Origin of the sequence: Sphingomonas adhaesiva (genome assembly GCF_036946305.1) — a bacterium.
GTDB classification, from domain to species: Bacteria; Pseudomonadota; Alphaproteobacteria; order Sphingomonadales; family Sphingomonadaceae; genus Sphingomonas; species Sphingomonas adhaesiva_B.
The window spans coordinates 119514-140065 of record NZ_JAQIJJ010000010.1; the positions used below are offsets into that span (position 1 = coordinate 119514).

Annotated in this window: 25 protein-coding genes and 2 pseudogenes; 14 read left to right on the forward strand and 13 right to left on the reverse strand. The window is 69.2% G+C overall.

The annotated features are described in order from the left end of the window. Window positions 1-144 precede the first annotated feature (144 nt). The 4 genes and pseudogenes from PGN14_RS16885 to PGN14_RS15830 all read right to left on the reverse strand — a co-directional run bounded on the left by PGN14_RS16885 (window position 145) and on the right by PGN14_RS15830 (window position 3254). On the reverse strand, window positions 145-684 hold the full coding sequence (locus PGN14_RS16885; RefSeq protein ID WP_443019540.1) for an NAD(P)/FAD-dependent oxidoreductase: 540 nt from the start codon (window positions 682-684) through the stop codon (window positions 145-147). Beyond that, window positions 623-1309: pseudogene (locus PGN14_RS16890) on the reverse strand (aminoacetone oxidase family FAD-binding enzyme); the annotation flags it as partial. The pseudogene PGN14_RS16890 and the gene PGN14_RS16885, both read right to left, overlap by 62 nt. A 74-nt stretch (window positions 1310-1383) precedes the next feature. Beyond that, window positions 1384-1755, reverse strand: a complete 372-nt coding sequence (locus tag PGN14_RS15825) for a winged helix-turn-helix domain-containing protein (protein ID WP_335300543.1) — start codon at window positions 1753-1755, stop codon at window positions 1384-1386. A gap of 38 nt (window positions 1756-1793) precedes the next feature. After that, window positions 1794-3254, reverse strand: a complete 1461-nt coding sequence (locus PGN14_RS15830) for a flavin-containing monooxygenase (RefSeq protein WP_335300544.1) — start codon at window positions 3252-3254, stop codon at window positions 1794-1796. A gap of 238 nt (window positions 3255-3492) precedes the next feature. On the opposite strand from PGN14_RS15830, the gene PGN14_RS15835 reads away from it, so the two are divergent. The 4 genes from PGN14_RS15835 to PGN14_RS15850 all read left to right on the forward strand — a co-directional run bounded on the left by PGN14_RS15835 (window position 3493) and on the right by PGN14_RS15850 (window position 6136). Next, window positions 3493-3690, forward strand: coding sequence for a hypothetical protein (locus PGN14_RS15835; protein ID WP_335300545.1), 198 nt, complete (start codon window positions 3493-3495; stop codon window positions 3688-3690). Between the two features lie 32 nt (window positions 3691-3722). Next, the gene (locus PGN14_RS15840; RefSeq protein ID WP_335300546.1) at window positions 3723-4058 is read left to right on the forward strand and encodes a phosphoribosyl-ATP diphosphatase; all 336 of its coding nucleotides are present in this window, start codon (window positions 3723-3725) and stop codon (window positions 4056-4058) included. 10 nt (window positions 4059-4068) lie between these two features. Continuing rightward, window positions 4069-4461, forward strand: coding sequence for an HIT domain-containing protein (locus PGN14_RS15845; protein ID WP_335300547.1), 393 nt, complete (start codon window positions 4069-4071; stop codon window positions 4459-4461). 109 nt (window positions 4462-4570) lie between these two features. Beyond that, window positions 4571-6136, forward strand: a complete 1566-nt coding sequence (locus PGN14_RS15850) for an amino acid permease (protein WP_335300548.1) — start codon at window positions 4571-4573, stop codon at window positions 6134-6136. Between the two features lie 115 nt (window positions 6137-6251). Here PGN14_RS15850 and PGN14_RS15855 read toward each other — a convergent pair whose 3' ends face one another. Then, entirely contained in the window at window positions 6252-7211 is a 960-nt protein-coding gene (locus PGN14_RS15855; RefSeq protein ID WP_335300380.1) for an IS481 family transposase, read from the reverse strand. A 65-nt stretch (window positions 7212-7276) separates the two neighbouring features. Beyond that, window positions 7277-7732: a large conductance mechanosensitive channel protein MscL gene (gene mscL, locus PGN14_RS15860; protein WP_335300583.1), complete on the reverse strand. Its 456-nt coding sequence runs from the start codon at window positions 7730-7732 to the stop codon at window positions 7277-7279. Window positions 7733-7842: 110 nt separating this feature from the next. On the opposite strand from mscL, the gene PGN14_RS15865 reads away from it, so the two are divergent. The 7 genes from PGN14_RS15865 to PGN14_RS15895 all read left to right on the forward strand — a co-directional run bounded on the left by PGN14_RS15865 (window position 7843) and on the right by PGN14_RS15895 (window position 12846). Further along, window positions 7843-8418, forward strand: a complete 576-nt coding sequence (locus PGN14_RS15865; protein WP_335300549.1) for a LemA family protein — start codon at window positions 7843-7845, stop codon at window positions 8416-8418. Window positions 8419-8736: 318 nt separating this feature from the next. Further along, window positions 8737-9222 (forward strand): TPM domain-containing protein, encoded by a 486-nt coding sequence (locus PGN14_RS15870; RefSeq protein ID WP_335300584.1) that lies wholly within the window; start codon window positions 8737-8739, stop codon window positions 9220-9222. Beyond that, on the forward strand, window positions 9219-10010 hold the full coding sequence (locus PGN14_RS15875) for a TPM domain-containing protein (RefSeq protein ID WP_335300550.1): 792 nt from the start codon (window positions 9219-9221) through the stop codon (window positions 10008-10010). Before PGN14_RS15870 ends, PGN14_RS15875 begins: the two co-directional genes overlap by 4 nt. Then, window positions 10011-10676 (forward strand): TPM domain-containing protein, encoded by a 666-nt coding sequence (locus PGN14_RS15880; RefSeq protein WP_335300551.1) that lies wholly within the window; start codon window positions 10011-10013, stop codon window positions 10674-10676. It begins immediately after the preceding gene. Further along, a complete protein-coding gene (locus PGN14_RS15885) occupies window positions 10673-11206 on the forward strand; it encodes an NUDIX hydrolase (RefSeq protein ID WP_335300552.1) in 534 nt (177 codons plus the stop codon). The genes PGN14_RS15880 and PGN14_RS15885 overlap by 4 nt, the downstream gene beginning before the upstream one ends. A gap of 114 nt (window positions 11207-11320) precedes the next feature. Further along, window positions 11321-12118, forward strand: a complete 798-nt coding sequence (locus tag PGN14_RS15890; protein WP_335300553.1) for an NUDIX hydrolase — start codon at window positions 11321-11323, stop codon at window positions 12116-12118. Next, entirely contained in the window at window positions 12118-12846 is a 729-nt protein-coding gene (locus PGN14_RS15895; protein ID WP_443019543.1) for an extensin-like domain-containing protein, read from the forward strand. The genes PGN14_RS15890 and PGN14_RS15895 overlap by 1 nt, the downstream gene beginning before the upstream one ends. Before the next feature lie 15 nt (window positions 12847-12861). Here PGN14_RS15895 and PGN14_RS15900 read toward each other — a convergent pair whose 3' ends face one another. The 4 genes from PGN14_RS15900 to PGN14_RS15915 all read right to left on the reverse strand — a co-directional run bounded on the left by PGN14_RS15900 (window position 12862) and on the right by PGN14_RS15915 (window position 15595). Next, the gene (locus PGN14_RS15900) at window positions 12862-13413 is read right to left on the reverse strand and encodes a hypothetical protein (protein ID WP_335300554.1); all 552 of its coding nucleotides are present in this window, start codon (window positions 13411-13413) and stop codon (window positions 12862-12864) included. A 191-nt stretch (window positions 13414-13604) separates the two neighbouring features. Continuing rightward, the gene (locus tag PGN14_RS15905; RefSeq protein ID WP_335300555.1) at window positions 13605-13838 is read right to left on the reverse strand and encodes a hypothetical protein; all 234 of its coding nucleotides are present in this window, start codon (window positions 13836-13838) and stop codon (window positions 13605-13607) included. Between the two features lie 33 nt (window positions 13839-13871). Continuing rightward, window positions 13872-14681, reverse strand: a complete 810-nt coding sequence (locus tag PGN14_RS15910; RefSeq protein ID WP_335300556.1) for a transglutaminase-like domain-containing protein — start codon at window positions 14679-14681, stop codon at window positions 13872-13874. Window positions 14682-14854: 173 nt separating this feature from the next. Beyond that, window positions 14855-15595, reverse strand: coding sequence for a Bax inhibitor-1/YccA family protein (locus tag PGN14_RS15915; RefSeq protein ID WP_335300557.1), 741 nt, complete (start codon window positions 15593-15595; stop codon window positions 14855-14857). Between the two features lie 138 nt (window positions 15596-15733). On the opposite strand from PGN14_RS15915, the gene thpR reads away from it, so the two are divergent. Next, entirely contained in the window at window positions 15734-16276 is a 543-nt protein-coding gene (gene thpR / locus PGN14_RS15920) for an RNA 2',3'-cyclic phosphodiesterase (RefSeq protein ID WP_335300558.1), read from the forward strand. A gap of 111 nt (window positions 16277-16387) precedes the next feature. Here the strand turns inward: thpR and PGN14_RS16895 are convergent. Beyond that, window positions 16388-17268, reverse strand: a pseudogene (locus PGN14_RS16895) (IS30 family transposase). A 140-nt stretch (window positions 17269-17408) separates the two neighbouring features. Here PGN14_RS16895 and PGN14_RS15930 point away from each other — a divergent pair. Next, window positions 17409-17747 (forward strand): hypothetical protein, encoded by a 339-nt coding sequence (locus PGN14_RS15930; RefSeq protein ID WP_335300560.1) that lies wholly within the window; start codon window positions 17409-17411, stop codon window positions 17745-17747. A 59-nt stretch (window positions 17748-17806) separates the two neighbouring features. After that, the gene (locus PGN14_RS15935) at window positions 17807-19357 is read left to right on the forward strand and encodes a spinster family MFS transporter (protein WP_335300561.1); all 1551 of its coding nucleotides are present in this window, start codon (window positions 17807-17809) and stop codon (window positions 19355-19357) included. A 123-nt stretch (window positions 19358-19480) separates the two neighbouring features. Here the strand turns inward: PGN14_RS15935 and PGN14_RS15940 are convergent, their stop codons facing one another. Both PGN14_RS15940 and PGN14_RS15945 read right to left on the reverse strand, forming a co-directional pair. Next, window positions 19481-20020 (reverse strand): superoxide dismutase family protein, encoded by a 540-nt coding sequence (locus PGN14_RS15940; RefSeq protein WP_335300562.1) that lies wholly within the window; start codon window positions 20018-20020, stop codon window positions 19481-19483. 74 nt (window positions 20021-20094) lie between these two features. Continuing rightward, complete coding sequence (locus tag PGN14_RS15945) at window positions 20095-20550, reverse strand: MaoC family dehydratase (RefSeq protein ID WP_335300563.1); 456 nt, start codon at window positions 20548-20550, stop codon at window positions 20095-20097. Between the last annotated feature and the right edge of the window lie 2 nt (window positions 20551-20552).

A 20552-nucleotide genomic window follows, 5' to 3' on the forward strand; every position in this document is an offset into this window, starting at 1 on the left:
TCGCGCGCCAAGAAAAGCCCCTCCCCTTCAGGGGAGGGGTTGGGGTGGGGCAGTCACAGGCGTCACTCTCTGCGAGGCTCCCCCCACCCCCAACCCCTCCCCTGAAGAGGCGGGGCTTGATCTACTTTATACTACCATCGCTCATCACACCGCCTGCCCCGCGGCCCATCCGCTCGCCCACGCCCACTGGAAATTATACCCGCCCAGCCAGCCGGTGACGTCCACCGCCTCGCCGATCGCATACAGTCCCGGCACCTGCCGCGCCGCCATCGTCTGCGACGACAGCCCTGCGGTCGCGATCCCGCCCACCGTCACCTCCGCCTTGGCGAAGCCCTCGGTGCCGTCGGGGTGGAAGCGCCAGTCGGCCAGCCGCCGCTCCGCCTCCGCCAGCGTGCGGTCGGTCGCGGCGCCCAGCTCGCCCACCCCGATCCGCTCCGCCAGCGCCTCCGCCAGCCGCCCCGGCAGCCCCAGCGCCGCGGCCAGCGTGGCGCGCGGCTTCGCGCGCTTCACCGCCACCAGCCAGCCGGGCGCCGCATCGGGGCGAAAGTCGATCGCCACCGCCTCGCCATGCCGCCAATAGCTCGACGCCTGCAGGATCGCCGGCCCCGACAGCCCGCGATGCGTGAACAGCGCGGCCTCCGCAAACGCCGCCTTCCCCGCGCGCGCCACCACCGGGGTCGCCACCCCCCGACAGCGCGCGGAACAGCGCCTCGTCGACGGGCAGCGTCAGCGGCACCAGCGCGGGGCGCGGCTCCACCACCTTCAGCCCGAACCGCCGCGCCAAGTCATAGGCCAGCCCGGTCGCCCCCACCTTCGGGATCGACGGACCGCCGGTGGCGATCACCAGCGCGGGCGCGGCATAGTCGCGCGCGCCATGCGCGACGACGAACGTGCCATCGGCATGGCGCACCTCGCCCAGCGCATGGCCGAGCCGGATCGCCACCCCGCCCGCCGCCGCCTCGTCCAGCAGCATGTCGACGATCGCGCGCGCGGAGCGGTCGCAGAACAATTGCCCCAGCGTCTTCTCGTGCCAGGTGATGCCATGCTTCTCGACCAGCGCCAGGAAATCCTGCGCGGTATAGCGCCCCAGCGCGGACTTGGCGAAATGCGGATTGGCCGACAGATAGCGGTCGGCGGCGGTATGCAGGTTGGTGAAATTGCACCGGCCGCCGCCCGAGATCAGGATCTTCTTCCCCGGCGCATCGGCATGATCGAGCACCACCACCCGCCGCCCGCGCTGCCCCGCGACCGCCGCGCACATCAACCCGGCCCCGCCGGCGCCGAGCACGATCGCATCGAAATGTTCCATGACGCCGGCGTTACGTCACCCCGCCTGCGCCGTCACCCCCAACCCACCGTCACCCCGGTCATGCGCAGGACGCGTCACTCCATCCGCACCAGCGGCACCGCGCGCAACCGTCCGTCCAGCGCCGCGAACGCCGCGGTCGCGCCCACCGCCTCGTCGATCGCCGCCTCCAGCGCGCGATAGGCCGCCAGCACCTCGCGCCCCGCATCGGTCAGCGTCGCGCCACCGCCGCCGCCGCGCCCGGTCGCCACCAGCCGCTCCTGCCAGCAGCGGTTCATCTCGTCGACCAGCAGCCATGTGCGGCGATAGCTCATCCCCAGCGCGCGTCCCGCCGCCGAGATCGACCCGGCGCGCGCGATCGCCTCCAGCAGGTCGGCCTTGCCCGGCCCCATGGCGATCGCCTCGCCACACAGCAATTGCGCCTTCAGCTTGAGCGGTCCGTGTCGCATCGCGCGATGGTGCCCCCGCGGCACCGTCCGCGCAACCGTCACGCGATCGCCAGCACCTCGCGGTCGACCGTCCCGGTCGCCTCGGCATAATCGGCGCAATTGCCCGACCAATTCTGGTAGATTCGGCCGTTCGCCGCCTTGTACCAGCTGCGGCAATGCGGGTCGGCCCACACCGTACCCGACAATTTCTGCGCCAGCCCCTCCTGGAACCGACGCTGCCCGTCCGCGCTCACCTCCGCTGCCTGCGCGTCGTCCGCCTCCACCGCGGCCAGCGTGCGCAGCATGAACGCCACCTGCTGCTCGATCATGAAGCTGATCGAATTGTGCCCCAGGTTCGTGTTCGGGCCATACAGCATGAACATGTTGGGAAATCCGTGGACCATGATCCCCAGATACGCCTCCGGCCCGTCCTTCCATGCCTCCTTCAGCGATACGCCGCCCTTGCCGACGACCTCCATCGACCAGTTCCATTCGGTCGTCTCGAACCCGGTGGCGAAGATCAGCACGTCGAGGTCGTGGAACCCGTCCGCGGTGCGCACCCCGCCCGCCTCGATCCGCGCGATCCCGGCGGTCTCCAGCGTCACGTTGTCGCGGCACAAGGTAGGATAGAAATCGTCGCAGATCAGGATGCGCTTGCACCCGACCGGATAATCCGGGGTCAGCTTCGCGCGCAATGCGGGGTCGGCAACCTGCGCCGCCAGATGATCCAGCGCGGTGCGGGTGAAGGCGGCGCGCCCCTCCGGGGTCCATTGGAACGCCTGCCAGCTGAACGTGTCGGCCTGATCGAAGATCATCGCGCGCTGCGACGCGCCCAGCTTCATCGCCACGTCGATGTTGGTCGCCATCAGCGCCTTCGCCTCGGGCGTGACCGCCTGGTCGTTGCGCGGTACGACCCAATTGGGGGTGCGCTGGAACACCGTCAGGTGCCCGGCGACCTTGGCCACCTCGGGGATCAGTTGCACCGCGCTTGCCGCCGATCCGACCACGCCGACGCGCTTGCCGGTCAGGTCCAGCCCGTCGGGCCATTGCGCGGCGTGGAACATCGTGCCCGCGAAATCGTCGCGCCCCGCGATCTCGGGCAGTTGCGGCCGCGACAGCTGGCCCAGCGCCGGGACGATCGCATCGAACGCCTCGCGCGCGCCCGTCTCGGTCTCGACCTGCCACTGGCGCGCGCCCTCGTCCCAGGTCGCGCGCGCCACGCCCTCGTTCAGGTGGAGCACCTCGCCCAGCCCGAACTGCTCGACCAGCGACTGCGTATAGGCGTGGATCTCCGGCCCGCGCGCATAATGGTGGCTCCAGTGCGGGTTGGGGGCGAAGCTGAACTGATACAGGATCGCGGGCACGTCGCACGCGATCCCGGGATAGCGGTTCGCGCGCCACGTACCGCCGACCGAGTCGGCATGTTCGTACAAGACCACCTCGTGCCCCGCCTCGCGTGCCTTGATGGCGGCGCACAGCCCGCCCATGCCGGCACCCACCACCGCGATCCGCTTCGCCATCGCCTGCTCTCCTTGGTCGCGGTCGGTCGCCGCGTCATGGGTGCAGGATGCCGCGCCGCGCGAGCGAAGGGAAGCCCCAAACAAGTCGATCGTTTTAGAGCACCCGTCACCCCGGCCTTGAGCCGGGGTCCCGCTTCTTCTGCAGCGCTGGCGAGAAAGCGGGACCCCGGGTCAAGCCCGGGGTGACGAGGCGAGGGGCTTTAACCCCCCGCTAACCCCCTCCCGCTACCCTCGCCCGGTGCGCAGCATCTTCCTCACCCTGCTCCTGATCGGCCCCGCGCTCGCCGATACCGGCCACGACGGCATCGTCCGACCGCGGACCATGCCCGAACTGTCCGACCTCGCGCTCTTCGTCCTGGCGGTGGTCGCGATCTGGCTCACCCGCCGCGCGCTGCGCCGCCGGCTGCCGACGAAGGCCATTCCCGCAAAGGATTGACCTCCCGCCCCGCGCGCGGCACCGCCGCGGGCATGGCCGACGACATCCTTGACCGCCTCGCCGCCACCATCGCCGCGCGCAAGGGCGCCGACGCCGGCAGCTCCTATACCGCCTCGCTGTTCGCGCGCGGGCGCCACCGCATCGCGCAGAAGATCGGCGAGGAAGCGACCGAGACCGTCATCGCCGCGATGGGCGACGACGCGCGCGCGATCGTGCCGGAGGCGGCCGACCTGATCTACCATCTGTTCGTGCTGCTCGCCGATGCCGGCCTCACGCTCGACGACGTCCGCGCCGAACTGGCGCGGCGCGAGGGCACCAGCGGCCACGACGAAAAGGCCGCCCGCCCCCTCTCCTTCCCCCCGCAATGAGGTATCCGCGATGAGCGTCGACGCGACCCTGCCCTATGACGACCAGAACATCTTCGCGAAGCTGTTGCGCGGCGAGATCCCGTCGAAGCGGGTGTACGAGGATGCGCACACCATCGTCTTCCACGACATCGCCCCCTGGGCGCCGACCCACCTGCTCGCGATCCCGCGCGGTCGCTACGTCAGCTGGGACGATTTCTCCGCCAACGCCTCGGACGCGGAGATCGTCAGCTTCACCCGCGCAGTGGGCCAGGCGGCGCGCGACGCGGGGCTGGTCGCGCCGGGCTATCGCCTGATCGCCAACACCGGCACCGACAGCCATCAGGAGGTGCCGCACCTCCACGTCCATATCATCGCCGGCCGCGCGCTGGGGCCGATGCTGGTCGAGAACGACAGCCGGAAGTAACGCTTGATACCGTCACGCCCACGCAACACTATTGCGCGGGCGCGATTTCGCACTAGGCTCGCGCGCTTGTGGCATGGCGGCGCGCCCCGGGGGGCGGCCAAGGAGACTTATGGCGACGCGACCCGCAGGTGGCATTTTCGCGCGCATGATGGCGCGCAAGTCGATCGCGCAGGTACAGCGCGAAACCGAAACCAGTGAACTGAAACGCACACTCGGCAAGTGGAACCTGCTGCTGCTGGGCGTCGGCTGCATCATCGGCGCGGGCATCTTCGTCCGCACCGGCAGCGCCGCGGCGCTCCACGCCGGGCCGGCGGTGCTGCTGTCGTTCGTCGTCGCAGGCATCGTCTGCGCCTTTGCGGGGCTGTGCTATGCGGAGCTGTCGTCGACGCTGCCGGTGTCGGGATCGGCCTATACCTATGGCTATACCACGCTCGGCGAGTTCGTGGCGTGGATCATGGGCGCGCTGCTGCTGCTGGAATACGGCCTCGCCGCCTCGGTCGTGGCGGTCGGCTGGGGCGGCTACGTCGTCAGCCTGCTGGCCGATTTCGGCCTCCATATCCCGCCGCAGCTGACCGGCCCCGCCGGCTATACGCTGATGCGCGAGGGCGTGCCGGTGCTGGTCGACGGGCAGACCGTGACCACCATCTTCAACCTCCCCGCCTTCCTCATCTGCCTAGCGCTCGCGACGTTGCTGGTGGTGGGCGTGTCGGAATCGGCGAAGGTCAACAACGTCATCGTCGCGATCAAGGTCAGCGTGCTGGTCGCCTTCATCGTCGTCGGCGGCCTCATCGTCGTCAGCCATTTCGGCGAGCTGGTGGCGAAGAACTGGACCCCCTTCATCCCGGAGGGTCAGGGCGACGGCAAGTTCGGGGTCGACGGCATCATGCGCGCCGCCTCGATCGTGTTCTTCGCCTATATCGGGTTCGAGGCGGTCTCGACCGCCGGGCAGGAAGCACGCGATCCGAAGCGCGACATGCCCTTCGGCATCATCGGCAGCCTGGTGGTGTGTACCGGCATCTACATGCTGGTCGCGGCGATCATGACGCTGCTGGTCCCCTATAACCAGCTCAACGTGCCCGATCCGGTCGCGGTCGTGGTCGACAATTTCGGCCCGACGTGGAGCTGGCTGGCGAAGATTATCAAGGTGGGCGCGATCGTCGGCCTCACCTCGGTGGTGCTGGTGCTGATGTACGGCCAGACCCGCATCTTCTACACCATGGCGCGCGACGGCCTGCTGCCGCGCGTCTTCGCGACCGTCCATCCGAAGTTCAAGACGCCGTACATCAACACTTTGCTGGTCGGCATCATCACCGCGGTGGCGGCGGGGTTCTTCGACATCAACGTGCTGGGCGACATGACCTCGGTCGGCACGCTGGCGGCGTTCGCGATCGTCTGCCTGTCGGTGATCTACCTGCGTCGCGCCGCACCGGACCTGCCGCGCGGCTTCTCGGTCCCGCTCTATCCGATCACGCCGCTGCTCGGCATCGCGTCGTGCGCCTACCTCATCACGACGGTGCCGTGGCCGGTGCTGAAGTTCTTCCTGTGGTACATGGCCGGCGGCGTGGTGCTGTACTTCCTCTACGGCATCCGCAACTCGAACCTGCAACGCGGCGAAGGTCAGGACGGCGGCCCCGACATGGGCGAATACGTCGCGCCGGTCGGCGAGCAGCCGTAACCTCTTCACCCCTCCCCTTCAGGGGAGGGGCAGGGGGTGGGGCAGTCCGCCGGAGGCAGCCTCATATGCCGCCTTTGACTGCCCCACCCCAACCCCTCCCCTGAAGGGGAGGGGCTTAGGTGTTCAGTCCCGGCATCTGGTGGATCGGATTGACGATGAACCGGTCTGGCTCTGACGTCCAGATCTTGGCGATGTATTCGTAGGGTGTGAGGCCGCTGAGCGTCTTGAGCCGGCGAGCAAAGTTGTAGGCAGCCATGAAGTCGGCGAGGTGCGTCCGGAGCTGGTCGTGGCTCTCGTAGTGGAAGCGTTTGACGGTCGCCTCCTTGATGGTGCGGTTCATCCGCTCGACCTGTCCATTGGTCCAAGGATGGTTCGGTTTGGTGAGCCGGTGCTCGATGTCGTTTGCCTCGCAGATCATGTCGAAGCGCATCTGGCGCGACCAGGCGGTGTTGCGGTTGCGCGGCTGCTCGGCGAACTGAATGCCATTATCGGTCAGGATCGTGTGTATTCGGTACGGCACGGCCTTCAGCAGATGTTCGAGGAACTCCCATGCTGTGCGCCTATCGGCCTTATCGACCAGCTGGGTGACGGCGAACTTGCTGGTGCGGTCTATGCCAACGAACAGATAGAGCTTGCCTTCGGCAGTCTGCACCTCGGCGATATCGATGTGGAAGAAACCAATCGGATAACGCTTGAAGCGCTGACGCTTGGGCTTGTCGCCCTCGACATCCGGTAGCCGTGAGATGCCGTGCCGCTGAAGGCAACGGTGCAGCGCTGACCGGGTCAGGTGCGGTAGCGACGGCTGCAGGGCGTAGAGGCAGTCATCCAGGGGCAGCAATGTGTGGCGCCGGAACGCCACAACCATCGCCTCCTCCGCCTCGGTGAGGGTCGTTGAATGAGGGGCCTTCGGCCCCGTCTTCAGGTCCTCGACCGTCGCCCTCTTGCGCCACTTCGCGACCGTCTTCGGGTTGATCCCCAACTCACGGCTCAGCGTCGCGAGCGAAGCTTGCGATCGCTGTATTGCTGCTCGGACGGCGTGCGTGGTCGTGGCGCACCCATGACGTACCTGTCCCATGCGGCTTCCTTCCATTCCAACGAAAGGATCGCACCATCAAACCGTGGGATCAAACACCTAGAATCTCAAACCTGCGACCGCCCCTTCAGCTCATCCCGGATCTCGCGCAGCAGCACCACCTCGGCCGGTTCCGCCGCGGGTTCCGCCACCCCCTGCACCTTCTCGCGCTCCGCCGCGGCGATGATCCGGTTCACGCTGCGCATCAGCAGGAACACGATGAACGCCAGGATGATGAAGTTGATGACGACGGTGATGAACTCGCCATATCCGAACAGCGGCACCCCCGCCGCCTTCAGCTGCGCATAGCTGTCGAGCGATCCCTTGTACGTCGCCGGCACCGCGCCCAGCCGCACGAAATAGCTGGAAAAGTCGAACCCGCCGAAGATCGCGCCCACCACGGGCATGATGATGTCGTCGGTCAGCGACTTGGTGATCGTGGCGAATGCGCCGCCGATGATGACGCCGACCGCCAGGTCCAGCACGTTGCCGCGCGCGATGAACGCACGGAAATCCTTCAGCATGGCATCGTCCTTCCTCACTGTTGTCAGGTCGAAATAAACCATCGCGACGATCTTCACGACCCCCCGGCAGGTGTCCTATATGGCTGACACAGACAGTGGAGACCGCACCGATGATCCGTCGCTATGCCCCCGTCATGCTGGCGCTGCCGCTGGCCGCCTGCGGGTTGAACAGCGTCCCCACCGCGGAGGAGACCGCCAAGGCGCGCTGGGCCGATGTCCAGAACGAATATCAGCGCCGCGCCGACCTGATCCCCAACCTCGTCTCGACGGTGAAGGGCTATGCCAGGCAGGAGTCGGACGTGCTGACCCGCGTGACCGAGGCGCGCGCCGGCGCCGGCCGCATCCAGCTGTCGGGCGACGACCTGACCGATCCCGCCAAGGTCCAGTCGTTCGAGCGCGCGCAGAACGCGGTCACCTTCTCGCTCCAGCGCCTTCAGGAGGCCTATCCGGACCTGAAGTCGAACCAAAACTTCCTCTCGCTCCAGTCGCAGCTGGAGGGGACCGAGAACCGCATCACCATCGCGCGCCGCGACTACAACCAGGCGGTGCAGGACTATAACACCCGCATCCGCACCTTCCCCGACGCGGTCGGCGCGAAGATCTTCTACGGCGCGAAGCCGCTGGTCCCGTTCCAGGCGACGACCCCCGGCGCCGAAACCGCCCCGACGGTGAACTTCGGCGGCTGAGATGCCCCGCCCTTCCACCCACGATCCGTCACCCTCCCCGTTCCCCGGCGAAGGCCCGGGTCCAGCGGCGCGCGGTACGCGAATGTCACGGGCGCCCCGTAACCCCTCGCCGTGCTCCTGCGCAGGCAGGAGCCCAGGGTTGCTGATCCCGTCAGACGTCGTTCTGCTACACCCTGGGCTCCGGCCTTCGCCGGAGCACGGGGGAGCCTCGATCTACTGGAGGCGTCCATCGCCCGCGCGCGCAGCAATCGGCGGGCATACGGCGCGGCTGATGCCGGAACACGTCGCGCATGAAGGCATAGGCGCGCGCCCGTGACCATGATCTCGCGGTCATTACCTGCCCTGCTGCTGATCGCACTGTGCGCCGCGCCCTCGGCCGCGACGCCCCAACCGTCCATCCCGCTCACCGGCCGCGTCGTCGACACCGCGGGGATCCTGGACACCACGACCGAACGCGACGTCGCCGACCTGTCGGAGCGACTGGAACACCGGACCGGACATCAATTCGTGGTCGCCACCGTCCCGACCCTCGCCGGCCAGCCGATCGAGCGCTACAGCCTGGACCTGTTCAACGGCTGGCACATCGGCCGCCGCTGCTGCAACGATGGCGTCGGCCTGCTGGTGGCACCGCACGAGCACAAGGTGCGGATCGAGGTCGGCACCGGCCTGGAATCCACCCTGACCGACAAAAAGACCAAGGCGATCATCGACAACACCATCCTGCCCGCCTTCCGAAGCGGCAACCTGTCGCTCGGCGTAAGGCGCGGGGCCGCAGCGATCGTCCGGGAGTTGCTACCGTCATGACCATCCTGCGCCGCCTCCTCACCCTCCTCCTCGCCGCGCTCGCGCTCACCCTCGTCACGTCCGCCACCGCGCAGACCTTCCCCAAGCTGACCGGCCGCGTCGTCGATGCCGCCGGTCTGCTGTCGTCCGATCAGGTCCAGCAACTCACCCAATTGTCCGCCGACACCGAAAAGGCTTCGTCGCGCCAGCTGGTCGTCGCCACCATCCCCGACCTGCAGGGCTATGCGGTCGAGGATTACGGCTATCGCCTCGGGCGCGAATGGGGGATCGGCCAGAAGGACGCCAACAACGGCATCATCCTGCTGGTCGCCCCAAAGGAGCGCAAGGTCCGCATCGAGGTCGGCTATGGCCTCGAACCGATCATGACCGACGCCCTCTCCAGCGTCATCATCAACCAGACCATCCTGCCGCGCTTCCGCGACGGCGACATGGCCGGCGGCATCGTCGCGGGCGCGCAGGCGATCGCGGAGCAGATGAAGCTCCCGCTGGAAGCCGCCGAGCAACGCGCACAGGCTGCCGCGACGAAGCGTAGCGCGCGCAAGGACACGGTCGGCGACTGGATGGTCGCGGGCTTCTGGATCATGGTCGTCGTCTTCATCGTCCTGCCGATGCTGTTCGCACGCGGCCGCGGTCGCCGGTATCGCGGCGGGGTCGCCCCCGTGGTGATCTGGGGTCCCGGCTGGGGCGGCGGCGGTGGGGATGGCGGCGGCTGGGGCGGCGGAGGAGGCGGCGGCTTCTCCGGCGGCGGCGGGTCGTTCGGTGGCGGCGGCGCGAGCGGGAGCTGGTAGGTGACGCGACTGGTCCTGACCGCCCCGGAGCGAGAGGCGATCGCCGCCGCGGTGACCGCGGCCGAGGCGACCACCGATGGCGAGATCGTCACCGTCGTCGCGGAGCGATCCGACGCTTATCATGACGTGGCGCTCCATTATGCCGTTCTCGCGGTGCTGGCGATGACCGCGCTGGCTGCGATCTGGCCCGGCATCTTCACGCCGTTCGATCGCGGCTGGGAGGAGGCAGACCTCGCGCGCGACCTGCTCGCGCTGCTGATCGCGCAGACGCTCGCCTTCCTGATCGTGCGCGTCGCGCTGGCATATATGCCGCTGCGCCTCGCGCTCACCCCGCGCGGCACCAAGGCGCGCCGCGTGCGCCGCCGCGCGGTGCAATATTTCCGCATCGGCACCGAAAGCCGCACCGCCGGGCAGGAGGGCGTGCTGCTGTTCCTCTCCGCCGACGAGCATATCGCGGAGATCGTCACCGACGCCGCGGTCCATCGCGTCATCGCACCGGAGCGCTGGGGCGATGCGATGGCGGCGCTGGTCGATGCGGTGCGCGACGGCCGCCCCGGCGACGGCATGGTCGCCGCGGTCACCGCGATCGGCGCGGTGCTGCGCGATCATTTCCCCAAGACCGCCGACAATCCCAACGAGCTTCCCGACCGGGTGATCGAACTATGACCGCCGAGAGCAACGCCAGCGAACCCGCGCAGACGATGTGGGCGGGCCGCTTCATCACCGCGATCAAGCAGGGCAATTGGGAATATGTCGCGCGCCGCGGCGGGATCGAGGCGGCGGTGATCGTCGCCTTCGACGCGCAGGATCGCGTCGTGCTGGTGGAGCAATATCGCGTGCCCCTGGGCCGCCGCTCGCTCGAACTGCCCGCCGGGTTGGTCGGCGACGATCACGCCGGGGAACCCGTCACCGATGCCGCCGGGCGTGAGCTGGAGGAGGAGACCGGCTATCGCGCCGGCCGGATGGAGGAACTCGGCTTCTTCCACGCCTCGCCGGGCATGGTGACGGAGGGGTTCACGCTGGTCCGCGCGCACGACATCGTGAAGGTGGGCGACGGCGGCGGCGCGGGCGACGAGGAGATCGAGGTGCATCTGGTCCCCCGCGCGGAGATTGCCGCCTTCGTCGCCGCGAAACGCGCGCAGGGGGTGGCGATGGACGTCAAGATGCTGCTGCTGCTGGCCGATGCGCTGATCTAGGCCGTCGTTGCGACTTTTCCCCTCTTCGCTTGCCCTTCGTCGCCCGGCACCCGATGATAGGGCAAACGCCGGACGACGCAGCAAAACGTCGCCGCGCATCGACGGAGAGACGCCATGACCGACCGCAGCTTCAACGACAGCCATTTCGCGGAGTCGGACGAGGATCTTCCCGAGGCGATCCCCGCCGCCACCCTGGTCGTGTTCCGCGACGCCGCCGATGGCGCGCCCGAGCTGCTGATGGTGGAGCGCGCCAAGGCGATGGTCTTCGCCGCGGGCGCGATGGTCTTCCCCGGCGGGCGCGTCGATCCCGGCGATCACCTGCTGGCGCAGACGATGGGCGGCGACGAGGAGATGGCCGCGCGCATCGCCGCGGTGCGCGAGACGATCGAGGAAGCGGGCCTTCCCGTCGGGCTCGCCACCCCGCCCTCCGCCGACACGCTCGACGCGATGCGCGCCGCGCTCCACGCCGGGACGCCGTTCGGCGAGGTGCTCGCGCAAGCGGGTGCCGAACTCGATCTCGACCTGCTCGTCCCCTTCGCGCGCTGGCGCCCGGCGCACAAGAACATGCGCATCTTCGACACCCGCTTCTATCTCGCGCGCCTTCCCGCCGACGCGCCGCGCGCGACCGTCGACCAGACCGAGAACGTCCGCCTCGTCTGGGCCAGCGCGCAGAAGGTGCTCGACGAGTCGGACGCGGGCCGGATGGCGATCATCTTTCCGACGCGACGCAACCTGGAGCGGCTGGCGCAGTTTGCCAGCTATGAGGACGCCGCCGCGCACGCGCGCGCGACGCCGCAGCGGGTGGTGACGCCCTGGCCCGAAACGCGTGACGGAGAACAGCACCTCTGCATCCCCGACGATCTCGGCTATCCCGTCACCTCGGAAAGGCTGGCCGCCGCCATGCGCGGCTGATCCGTCGCGCCATCGGCACGGGCGCGACGCTGGCGCTGCTCGCGCTCGCCGCGATCGTGCTATGGGGTGCGCTGCGCGGCAAGCCGCAGGACCTGCCCTGGACCCCGCTCGATCTCGGCGCGCCGGTCGGGGCGGCGACCGGGCGCAAGCTCGCCGCGCTGGGCGACGACGCACCGCGCTGTCGCGCGCTGCTGGTGCAGGCCGGGATACGCTATACCGCGCTGCCCGCGCGCCGCCCCGCCGGCGCGGCGCGATGCGGCTATGACGATGCAGTGCGGCTCACCGCGGGCGGGGCGCGACGCATCGCCTTTGCCCCCGCCACCGTCGGCACGTCCTGCGCGGTCGCCGCGGCACTGGCGATGTGGGAGTGGAACGTCGTCACCCCCGCCGCGCGCCGCCACTTCGGCCAGCCGGTGACGCTCGTCGAGCATTTCGGCAGCTATTCGTGCCGCCGCATGTACGGGCGCGATGCCGGCGCGTGGAGCGAACATGCCACCGCCAACGCGCTCGACATCGCCGCCTTCCGCCTCGCCGACGGCACCCGCGTCAGCGTGGTCGGCGACTGGCAGGACACGGGCGCGAAGGGCCGCTTCCTGCGCGAGGTGCGCGACGGCGCGTGCGACCTGTTCGCCACCGTCTTGTCGCCCGATTACAACGCCGCGCACCGCGACCATTTCCACCTTGATCAGGCGGATCGTGGCGCGATGGCATGGCGCGCGTGCCGCTGACGGCGCGTCACCTCCTCAATTCGGCAGCGCCGCCGGATCCACCTTTTCCACCCAGTAAGGGAAGAACGCCGGCTGGCGCGACGACCAGCCCGACGCGGTCGCCGCCGCCTCGCTGATCGACTGGAGCAGCTTGCGCCGCAGTTCCGGATGCAGATGCGGCAGCGCCGCGCCGGCGCAGAAGGCGCTCGGCAGCCACGGGCGCACTTCCGCCCCGACCAGCCGCTCGTAGAGGAAGCGATAGGCGGAGAAGGACGTTATCCGCCCCTGCCCCAGGTCGAACGCGGTGAGCGTGACCAGCGGCGCCAGCAGCCGCTCCGCGACGTCCAGCCCGCTGTCGTCGGGGACCAGCGCGCGCAGCTCGGGCAAACGACGATAATGCTGCGCCTGTGCGCGGATGCTGGCGGATTCGACGACGTCGCGCGACCAGCGCGCCATCGCATCGTCGCGATCGAGCCCGACGTCCAGGCTGCGCCGGATATAGCGCTGCGTCGACGCCGCGAAGCTCGCGAATTCCTTCATCTCGGCCAGCGTCATCGCACCTTCTGCCGGTCTCGTCCTTCCGCTCATCGTGTACCCCGCCCCACCAGATTGGACCGGAGGCAGAATGCCGCAGCTTGGTTAACACCAGCCTTAACGTCCGTCCCCGACGGACATCAATCGATCATGAAACCATGGTGCGTCGCAATATGGATGCGACGAGCCGAGTGGTTCCTTGCCGAACGATGCGTCGCGACGGGGATGGGTGTGGCGCGCGTGCATCACGCGTCGCGCTGGCGCTCCGCTTCTTCCGCCGCGTCGAACCCGGACGAGGGCGCCGGCTCGCTGCGGCCCGGCTGCGTCACCGCGGGCGGATCGGAGGCGTCCATCGATTCGTCGAGCGCCTCGTCCAGGCTGTCCTCACCCAGCGACGGGTCCTGCCCGGCATCGCCCGCGGCCGGCGCGACCGACAGGCTGTCCAACGCCTTATCGTCGATCGGGCGTTCGGTGGTCATGATCCTGCTCCTGCTTGCGATGGTTACGCGTGCTCAACGTGCCGGATCGTCGCTCCGTTCCTGATCGGGCAGCCGCGTCACCATCACCCGCTGCGCCAGCAGCGTCGCGGTGCCGAAGATGGTCATGAACGCGATATCGGTCGCGTCGCGCCCCACCGCGACACGTACCAGTTCGTCCGCACGCGCCATCCCCGTCGCGTCCATCAGCCGCCACGCCCCGTCCAGCCACAGCTCCGCCACCGCGTGGAAATCGGGCGGGTCCACCCCGGGGGCATAGGCGGAGACGCAGCGCGCCGGTATCTCCACCGCGCGCGCCAGCGCCACCAGCAGGTGCGCATAGTCGCGGCACACGCCGCGCCGCTGCGCGAACGTCTCCAGCGCGCCGGTCCGCCCGCTGGAGTCGGTCCAGCCATAGTCCAGATGCGCCTGCACCCAGTCCAGCAGCGCCACCGCCAGCACCCCGCCCGACAGCCCGGCGAAGCCGCGCTGCGCCCAATGTTCCAGCCGGTCGGACTCGCAATAGCGGCTGGGCAGCAGATAGGGGATCGTCGCCGGCGGCAGCGCCGCAACCGGGGTGGCGGGCAGCGCGGCGATATCCACCGCGGAACGGTCGATCCGCACCACCGCGGCATAATCCGCCACCAGCCGCCGATCGCCGCGCGCCCAGCAGCGCTGGCCGATACCCTCCTCGCCCGCCACCGCGCGGATCGGATGGTCCGACCCGATCGTCAGCGCCTGCGCCTCCAGCCACTGATCGGGCGTCGCCGCCGCCTCGATCTGCAACAGCACGTCCGCCGGCGCGGGAAAGCCATAGTCCAGATGGACCTCGATCGAGAGACGCACGCGGAATCCTTCCGGTCAGGGGAGAAAGGGGAAACGTCGCGCGAACCGCACGGATGCCTGCTACCGTCTCTCGTTCCCTGGCGAAGGCGGGACGTCGGCCGTCGTTCGCGAACACGAAGAGGCCCGGCGGTCACCCGCCGGGCCTCCCGATCCGTTACGTGCCGATCCGTGGATCAGTCGCGGTTGCCGCCGAACAGGCGCAGGATGAACAGGAACATGTTGATGAAATCGAGGTACAGGCTCAGCGCCGACATCACGATCGCCTTGCCCACCATCTCGGGGCCGTAACCCGCGACCTGGAAGTACAGGCTCTTCGTGCGCTGCGTGTCATAGGCGGTCAGCCCCGCGAACAGCAGCACGCCGACCAGCGAGATCACCAGCCCCAGCGGACCCGACTGGACGAACAGGTTGATCAGGCTCGCCACGATCAGCCCGACCAGACCGATGATCAGAAAGGCGCCGAACGCCGAAAGGTCACGCTTGGTGGTGTAGCCGTACAGGCTGAGCGCACCGAAGCCCGCCGCGGTGGCGAAGAACGCCTGCGCGATCGCGATCGGCGAATAGACGAGGAAGATCGTCGACAGCGACAGACCCATCGCCACCGCAAAGCCCCAGAACATCGCCTTCAGCGTGGCGGACGAGAACTTGCCCTGTCCGAAGCTCATCGCGAACACGAAGCCGAGCGGCGCCAGCGTGATGACCCAGCGCAGCGGCGTCTGGAACACGGTCGCCGCGACGCCCGACATGGCGAACAGGAGCGCGACGATGCCGGTCAGCAGCACGCCCGACGCCATATAGTTATAGACCGACAGCATGTAGGACCGCAGGCCCGCGTCATACGCCTCGCTGCGGGTGCCCGAAGCGGCGCCGCCGAATGCGGTGGCGGAGGGCCGGGGATCGGACCAATTGGCCATTGTCTTCTTGCTCCTTCGTCCGGCGCCCTGCACCGAATGGTGACGTGCCGGATGCCACGAATATCGCGCGCCGGGCGTTGCAATTCAAGAAACCTGCGGCTCGTTCCACCCCCAGCAACCGTTCGTTACAGAGATTTCATGCACCGCCTGTTCGCCGCCTTGCGTCCCCCGCCACCGATCCGCGCCGCGCTGGCCGCGGTGATGGAGGGGCTGCCCGGCGCGCGCTGGCAGGACGACGAGCAGCTCCATCTGACGCTGCGCTTCGTCGGCGAGGTGGATCGCCATCAGGCGGAGGATGTCGCCGCCGCGCTCGCGGCCGTCGCCGCCCCTGCGGTGTCGGCACGGGTGGAGGGCGTGGGCACGTTCGACACCCGCGGCCATGTCGATACATTGTGGGCGCGGATCGTCCCCGTCGACGCGCTCGCCGCGCTCCACCGCAAGGTCGACCAGGCGCTCGCCCGTGCCGGCGTCGCACCCGATCCGCGCCGCTATTTGCCCCACGTCACCCTCGCCCGCTTCGGCCGCCGCGCCGCCGATCCGGCGGCGATCGCCCGCTGGGTGGAGGCGCATGCCGCACTGGCGACCGCGCCCTTCGCGCTCGACCATCTGCTGCTGTACGAAAGCCACCTGACGCACGACGGCGCCCGCTACGAGGCGGTGGCGCGGTGGCCGCTGGGGTAGGGCGGCAATCATCAAAGGCGCCGGCAAACCCTGCCCCCCACGCCCCGCCGTGGGAGTCGGCAAACCTTGCCCCGCACTCCCCGTCATCCCCGCGGAGGAGGGGATGTGGATTCACGTTTGAAGTGCACCGGTTGAGGCTTGGAGAAATGCCTCGGCGGGGGTTTGGAAGTCGAGGCATTTTCTGGGCGTGTCGTTGAGCCGCTGGGCATAGGCACGCAATTGTGCGGGCGAGAGGTTGTCGAGGTTGGCCTTGCGGGGCAGGAAGCGTCGCAAGCGACCGATGGTGTTCTCGATGCCGCCTTTCTGCCAGGGGCTGCGCACGTCGCAGAAGAAGGTCTGCAGGCCGAGGTGATGCAGGCGCTGATGCTCGGCAAACTCTGTTCCGTTGTCGAAGCTGATGGTGCGGCGGAGCACCTGTGGAACGTCGCGGAGTTGGCGTTCGATGCGCTGTGCGGTGATCGCTGCTGGCGCGTCGTCGCCTCGGCCGGGCGCTCGGTGAGGGGGCGGCGCTGGCGGATGAAGCTGGCCGGGCTGCCGCCCTGCATGCGGTACCGACCGCGCCGGGACTTGGCGCGGGGCAGCAGGCGGTGCCAGTAATCCTTCTGGCCTGAGCGATGATAGACGAAGCGGTAGATTGACTCGTGGCTGATGACGGTGCGACCCGTCTCGCGCGCCAGCCGGCCGGCGATCTGCTCGGGCGAATGTCCCATCGCAAGGCTTTGCCTCACCTGGTCCCGCAGGTCCGGTTGGCGCACCAGCTTGAAGCGGCAGTCCCATCGTCGTCGCCGCTGCGCCAGTTCGTGCGCGCGCGCTGGCGCATAGCCGCCAGGCCAGGCCCTGGTCGCACGGCTGTTGCGACTTACCTCTCGGCTGACCGTCGTGTGGCAGCGCCCGATCGCCGCGCCGATCCGCCGCGATGACCAGCCCGCCTCCCGAAGCCGCGCAATCTCCATCCGCTCGTCAAGGCCGAGCTGCCTGTAGCTGTGTCCCATCGCGCCACCACCCTATCGGTGGTGCACTTCTTTCGTGAGTCCGGGGGATCCATTGACGCTGAGGGTCGCGGATCGAGCCGCGCGGCCTGCGTATATGGATTCCCGCCTTCGCGGGAATGACGATTAGGGGAGCGCGACAATTGGCCACACGTACCATCTTCCGCTTACTCGCCGTCCTCCTCGCCAGCCTGCTCTACTGGACCCTCGTGTCCCATGTCGCGAACGTCGCCGAGCCGTGGGACGCCCCCGCCTATTGGCGCGGCTGGTATCCCGGCGCGCTGCTGCTGTCCGCGGTCGGCGGCCGCCTCATCGGCTGGTCCGCCGGCGCGATCGTCATCGCCGCGCAGGCGCCGGTCATGGCGATCAACGGCGCACTCGCCGCCGACGGCTGGCCGATCGCGCTGCCGTTCCTGCTCGCGCTCGCCGTCCCCGCGGTCGCCGTCGCCGCGCTGGCGAGGATAAGCCGCCGCTCGCTTTAACCCCTTCCCTCGCGCCCGCCCTCTGTTACGCTTGCTCCCGAAACGACGAGGAGAGGCGAATGACGAGCGAGAGCGAGACCCGCGCGAGCGGCTATGCCTGGTACGTGCTGGGGATCCTGTTCCTCGTCTATATCCTGAACTTCATCGACCGGCAGGTGATCTCGATCCTGGCGGAGGACATCAAGCGCGACCTGGGGTTGAAGGACGAGGATCTCGGTTTCCTCTACGGCACCGCGTTCGGCGTGTTCTACTCGCTGTTCGGCATCCCGCTCGGGCGGCTGGCGGACAGCTGGCACCGCGTGCGGCTGATGACGGTCGGGCTGGGGCTGTGGTCGACGATGACCGCGCTGTCGGGCCTGTCGTCGACCGGCGCGCACCTCGCCGCCGCGCGGATCGGCGTCGGCGTGGGCGAGGCGACCGCCTCGCCGTCGGCCTATTCGCTGATCTCCGACTATTTCCCGAAGAAGCTGCGCGCCACCGCGCTGTCGATCTATTCCGCCGGGCTGTACGTCGGCGGCGGCTGCTCGCTGTTCATCGGCGGGCTGATCGTGGAGGGGTGGAACCGCACCTATCCGCAGGGCGGGCCGTTCGGGCTGGCCGGGTGGCAGGCGGCGTTCCTCGCGGTGGGCATTCCGGGCCTGATCCTCGCGCTGGTCGTGGCGACGCTGCGCGAGCCGATCCGCGGGCTGGTGGAGGGGCTGCCCGAGCCGGAGAAGCACCCCGCCCCGTTCCGCGCCTTCCTCGACGAAATGGTGACGATCCTGCCGCCGTTCACGCTGATCGGCGCGGCGCGGCTGGGTCGCCGCGCGCTGATGATCAACCTCGCCGGGCTGGCGGTGACGGTGACGCTGGTCGCGCTGCTGCTGGCGGCGGGCGAGCCGCTGCCGCAATGGCTGGCGATCGGCGTCGGCGTCTATGCCGTCTTCTCCTGGGCGTGCGCGCTGCGCCACCGCGATCCGCCGACCTTCCGCCTGATCGTCGGCACGCCGGCGTTCCTGTGTACCGTCGTCGCTTATGGCCTCAACGCCTTCCTCAGCTATGCCGCGGGCTTCTGGGCCGCGCCCTATGCGATGCGCGACCTGGGCGTGTCCGCATCGGAGGCGGGGCTGATCCTGGGCGCACAGGGTGCGGTGTCGGGTTTCCTGGGGGTGACCGTGGGCGGGATGATCGCCGACCGCCTGCGCCGCCGCAATCCGGCCGGGCGGCTGGTGATGGTGCTGCTCGGCGCGACGCTGCCGGTGCCGTTCATGGCGCTGGCCTTCACCACCGCGACCCCGATGGTGCTCTACGTCTGCCTGTTCGTGGCACAGTTCTTCGCCAGCTGGGGGCTGGGCGCCGCCGCCGCGACGACGCAGGATCTGGTCCTGCCGCGGATGCGCGGCACCGCGACCGCCACCTTCTTCATCGGCACGACGCTGCTCGGGCTGGCGCTGGGGCCATATCTGGCCGGGCGCGTCTCGACGCTGACCGGCAGCCTGTCGACGGGCATGCTGTCACTGCTGCTAACGGTGCCGATCACGGTCGCGGCCGGCGTGGGCGCGTACCGGCTGGTCCCCGCCGCGGAGCGCACGCGCGAGGAACGCGCGCGGGAAGCGGGCGAGCCGATCTAAAAAAAAGCCCCTCCCCTTCAGGGGAGGGTTGGGGTGGGGCAGTAAAGAGCCGCGAGCGCCAGTCTCGGTGAGACCTCCCCCACCCCCAACCCCTCCCCTGAAGGGGAGGGGCTAGAAGCTGATTCACCCCGCCTGGAACACCCCGCACGCGATCCGCCCGCCCGAATTGCCGCTCGGGTCGGTCTTCAGATCGTCGGCCTGCGCATGGACCACCATCGCCGCGCCATCGGCGTCCATCAGCCCGGCCATCGTCGCGCCCGGGATCGTCGCCGCGATCGTGCCGCGGCCGTCGTTGCCGATCACGAGGTTGGGCAGGTCGCCCTGGTGCGGCCCCTGCGGGTTCATCGTGCCGTGCTTCATCGCGGTCGGGTTCCAGTGGCCACCCGCGCTCGCGAAGTCGGGCGCGTCGCAGCGGCCGACCATATGGACGTGCGCGCCATGCGTCCCCGGCGGCATGCCGCTGGCGTCGATCGTGAAGCGCACCCCGCCCGCCACCTCGGTCGCGGTGGCGCGGCCGACCGCAGCGCCGGTCGCGGTCATCAGCGACGCGGTCGCGCTCGGCGCCCCCGCCACCGGCGCGCCGGTCGCCATCTTGCCCTCGTCGTTGCAGGCCGCCAGCGACAGCGCCGCCACCCCGATCCCCGCCAACATCATGCGTCGCATCGTACCGTCTCCCTACACTGTTGCGTGACCCGGCAACCCGCGGCCGGAACCCGCGGTTCCGCTCACCCCCTCGCTCAGGCGGCAGGCTTCGCCATCATCAGCGCCGCGCGCAGCGTCCGGCACACCGTCTCGCCACGCTGGTTCAGCCCGACATGCTCGAACGTCACCACCCCCTGCCCCGGGCGAGATGCGGAGGGGCGCAGCGCCGTCACCGCCGTCTCGACCCGGATCGTATCGCCCGCGAAGACCGGCTTGGGGAAGCTGGTCTCGCTCATCCCCAGATTGGCGACGGTGGTGCCGAACGTCGTGTCCTGCACCGACAGCCCGATCACCAGCCCCAGCGTGAACAGCGAGTTGACCAGCGGCCGCCCGAACTCGGTCGTCGCGGCATAATCGTGGTCGATATGGATCGCCGCCGGATTGTACGTCAGCGCGGAGAACAGGATGTTGTCCGCATCGGTGACCGTGCGCCGCACCTCGTGGACGAAGCGCTGCCCGACCGCGAATTCCTCGAACCACAAACCCGCCATCG

Excerpts from the sequence above, each read along its gene's own strand:
- PGN14_RS15825 (WP_335300543.1), bottom strand. The coding sequence starts at position 1,755 with ATGCGACACGGACCGCTCAAGCTGAAGGCGCAATTGCTGTGTGGCGAG.
- PGN14_RS15830 (WP_335300544.1), bottom strand. The coding sequence starts at position 3,254 with ATGGCGAAGCGGATCGCGGTGGTGGGTGCCGGCATGGGCGGGCTGTGC.
- PGN14_RS15840 (WP_335300546.1), top strand. The coding sequence starts at position 3,723 with ATGGCCGACGACATCCTTGACCGCCTCGCCGCCACCATCGCCGCGCGC.
- PGN14_RS15845 (WP_335300547.1), top strand. The coding sequence starts at position 4,069 with ATGAGCGTCGACGCGACCCTGCCCTATGACGACCAGAACATCTTCGCG.
- PGN14_RS15850 (WP_335300548.1), top strand. The coding sequence starts at position 4,571 with ATGGCGACGCGACCCGCAGGTGGCATTTTCGCGCGCATGATGGCGCGC.
- PGN14_RS15855 (WP_335300380.1), bottom strand. The coding sequence starts at position 7,211 with ATGGGACAGGTACGTCATGGGTGCGCCACGACCACGCACGCCGTCCGA.
- mscL (WP_335300583.1), bottom strand. The coding sequence starts at position 7,732 with ATGCTGAAGGATTTCCGTGCGTTCATCGCGCGCGGCAACGTGCTGGAC.
- PGN14_RS15865 (WP_335300549.1), top strand. The coding sequence starts at position 7,843 with ATGATCCGTCGCTATGCCCCCGTCATGCTGGCGCTGCCGCTGGCCGCC.
- PGN14_RS15870 (WP_335300584.1), top strand. The coding sequence starts at position 8,737 with ATGATCTCGCGGTCATTACCTGCCCTGCTGCTGATCGCACTGTGCGCC.
- PGN14_RS15875 (WP_335300550.1), top strand. The coding sequence starts at position 9,219 with ATGACCATCCTGCGCCGCCTCCTCACCCTCCTCCTCGCCGCGCTCGCG.
- PGN14_RS15885 (WP_335300552.1), top strand. The coding sequence starts at position 10,673 with ATGACCGCCGAGAGCAACGCCAGCGAACCCGCGCAGACGATGTGGGCG.
- PGN14_RS15890 (WP_335300553.1), top strand. The coding sequence starts at position 11,321 with ATGACCGACCGCAGCTTCAACGACAGCCATTTCGCGGAGTCGGACGAG.
- PGN14_RS15900 (WP_335300554.1), bottom strand. The coding sequence starts at position 13,413 with ATGAGCGGAAGGACGAGACCGGCAGAAGGTGCGATGACGCTGGCCGAG.
- PGN14_RS15905 (WP_335300555.1), bottom strand. The coding sequence starts at position 13,838 with ATGACCACCGAACGCCCGATCGACGATAAGGCGTTGGACAGCCTGTCG.
- PGN14_RS15915 (WP_335300557.1), bottom strand. The coding sequence starts at position 15,595 with ATGGCCAATTGGTCCGATCCCCGGCCCTCCGCCACCGCATTCGGCGGC.
- thpR (WP_335300558.1), top strand. The coding sequence starts at position 15,734 with ATGCACCGCCTGTTCGCCGCCTTGCGTCCCCCGCCACCGATCCGCGCC.
- PGN14_RS15935 (WP_335300561.1), top strand. The coding sequence starts at position 17,807 with ATGACGAGCGAGAGCGAGACCCGCGCGAGCGGCTATGCCTGGTACGTG.
- PGN14_RS15940 (WP_335300562.1), bottom strand. The coding sequence starts at position 20,020 with ATGCGACGCATGATGTTGGCGGGGATCGGGGTGGCGGCGCTGTCGCTG.
- PGN14_RS15945 (WP_335300563.1), bottom strand. The coding sequence starts at position 20,550 with ATGGCGGGTTTGTGGTTCGAGGAATTCGCGGTCGGGCAGCGCTTCGTC.